The sequence below is a fragment of the Mycobacterium sp. TH-M106 genome (assembly GCF_057473765.1).
Genome location: NZ_JBYCLE010000143.1, coordinates 1 through 1,217 on the forward strand (window position 1 = coordinate 1; position 1,217 = coordinate 1,217).

The following is a 1,217-nucleotide window of genomic DNA, read 5'->3' on the forward strand; positions in this document are numbered from 1 at the left end:
ATGAACCGGGCCGTGGTCAACCCGGCAAAGCTGCTCCCCAGCACCAGGACCCGTGGTTTGGCCTGCGTCATCGCGATCGCTCCCTTCGATGTCCGACTGACTTTTAATGCCCATCCGGCCACAGATAGGGGCATCCGCGGCATACCTCAAAACATCAGAACCGGCCAGCTTGCCGCCGGGCGAGTCGAGACGTCGGCGCCGTCCCCATCGCAACGGCGGATGAGCGCATTACCTGAAATCTGTGATTCCGTTAGCCGAGGGGCCGACTCACCCTGAGGGTACTACCGCGCCAATCCGCCGCATTCGACCAAATCCACCCCGACATCGCCGCGTGATACACGACACAAATAAGCCGAGAGCTCCCAGCGATCCTCGTCGCCGCTAGGAGCTACCAGCGACTATCGGTAGTGCTCACTCCAGCGTCACGACCATCTTGGCCGCCCTGGCGAGGGTGTTGGTGACGGGAGACCGTTCCTGTCCGGCCTTGACCACGGCTTCGATTTCTTCCCGGCTCGCTTTCGGTGCGACGATTTTCAACTTGGCGCGAAACTCCTGGGCGCCGGACCCTTGTTCGGCGGTGATCCCTTCGGTGATGCCCAAAAATAGCGACGCCACATCGAAGTCGGTTTCGACCTCGCAGGTGTAGCTTTCCAGTTCGATTCCCCGGGCCGCGGCGGTGCCCACTATGTTGCATGCCAAGCAACCCGCGAGGCCCTGCAGCAGGTACTCGGCCGGTGTGGGCGCCGTATCGTTGCCGAGAAGTGAGACAGGATGATCGCTTGTCATCGTGAACTTCTTCCCGGCCCGGCCGGTGTCGGTGTCGCCACCCTGGGTCATCGCGGAAATCTGAGAGGTCACCAGGCAGCCACTCCGCCACTGGGAGTTGGCCCGGAAGGTCACCTTGGCCAGATTTCGATCAGTCCTCACCGCCTCGGCCATCGCTGTCAACGCCTTCATGTCGACGCCATCGAGCACATCCGTGTTATCCATCGTTAGTCTCTAATCATCTTGTGTTTGAACTGAATTCACGCGCCGCGTCCTTGACGATCGGCGGCTATCCAGACCCCGTTGACTTCTTCCGCGGGAATGAATACACCGTCGCACGTGCTTTGCGCCAGGTGGTAGGGACTTTGGGCCCTCTTCGGATCTCCGGATGACATTTTCGTGGGCGCGGTCTCAGCGCTGCCCCGCCGGGTCGGGCCGTCATCAACGTTTCA

Annotated in this window: 1 protein-coding gene; it reads right to left on the minus strand. The window is 61.2% G+C overall.

Annotated elements, in window-relative coordinates:
- Nucleotides 1-411: 411 nt before the first annotated feature.
- Nucleotides 412-939 carry an OsmC family protein gene (locus AC2VOP_RS05210; protein WP_486959959.1) on the minus strand — a complete coding sequence of 176 codons (528 nt, stop codon included), beginning with the start codon at nucleotides 937-939 and terminating at the stop codon, nucleotides 412-414.
- Nucleotides 940-1,217: the final 278 nt, after the last annotated feature.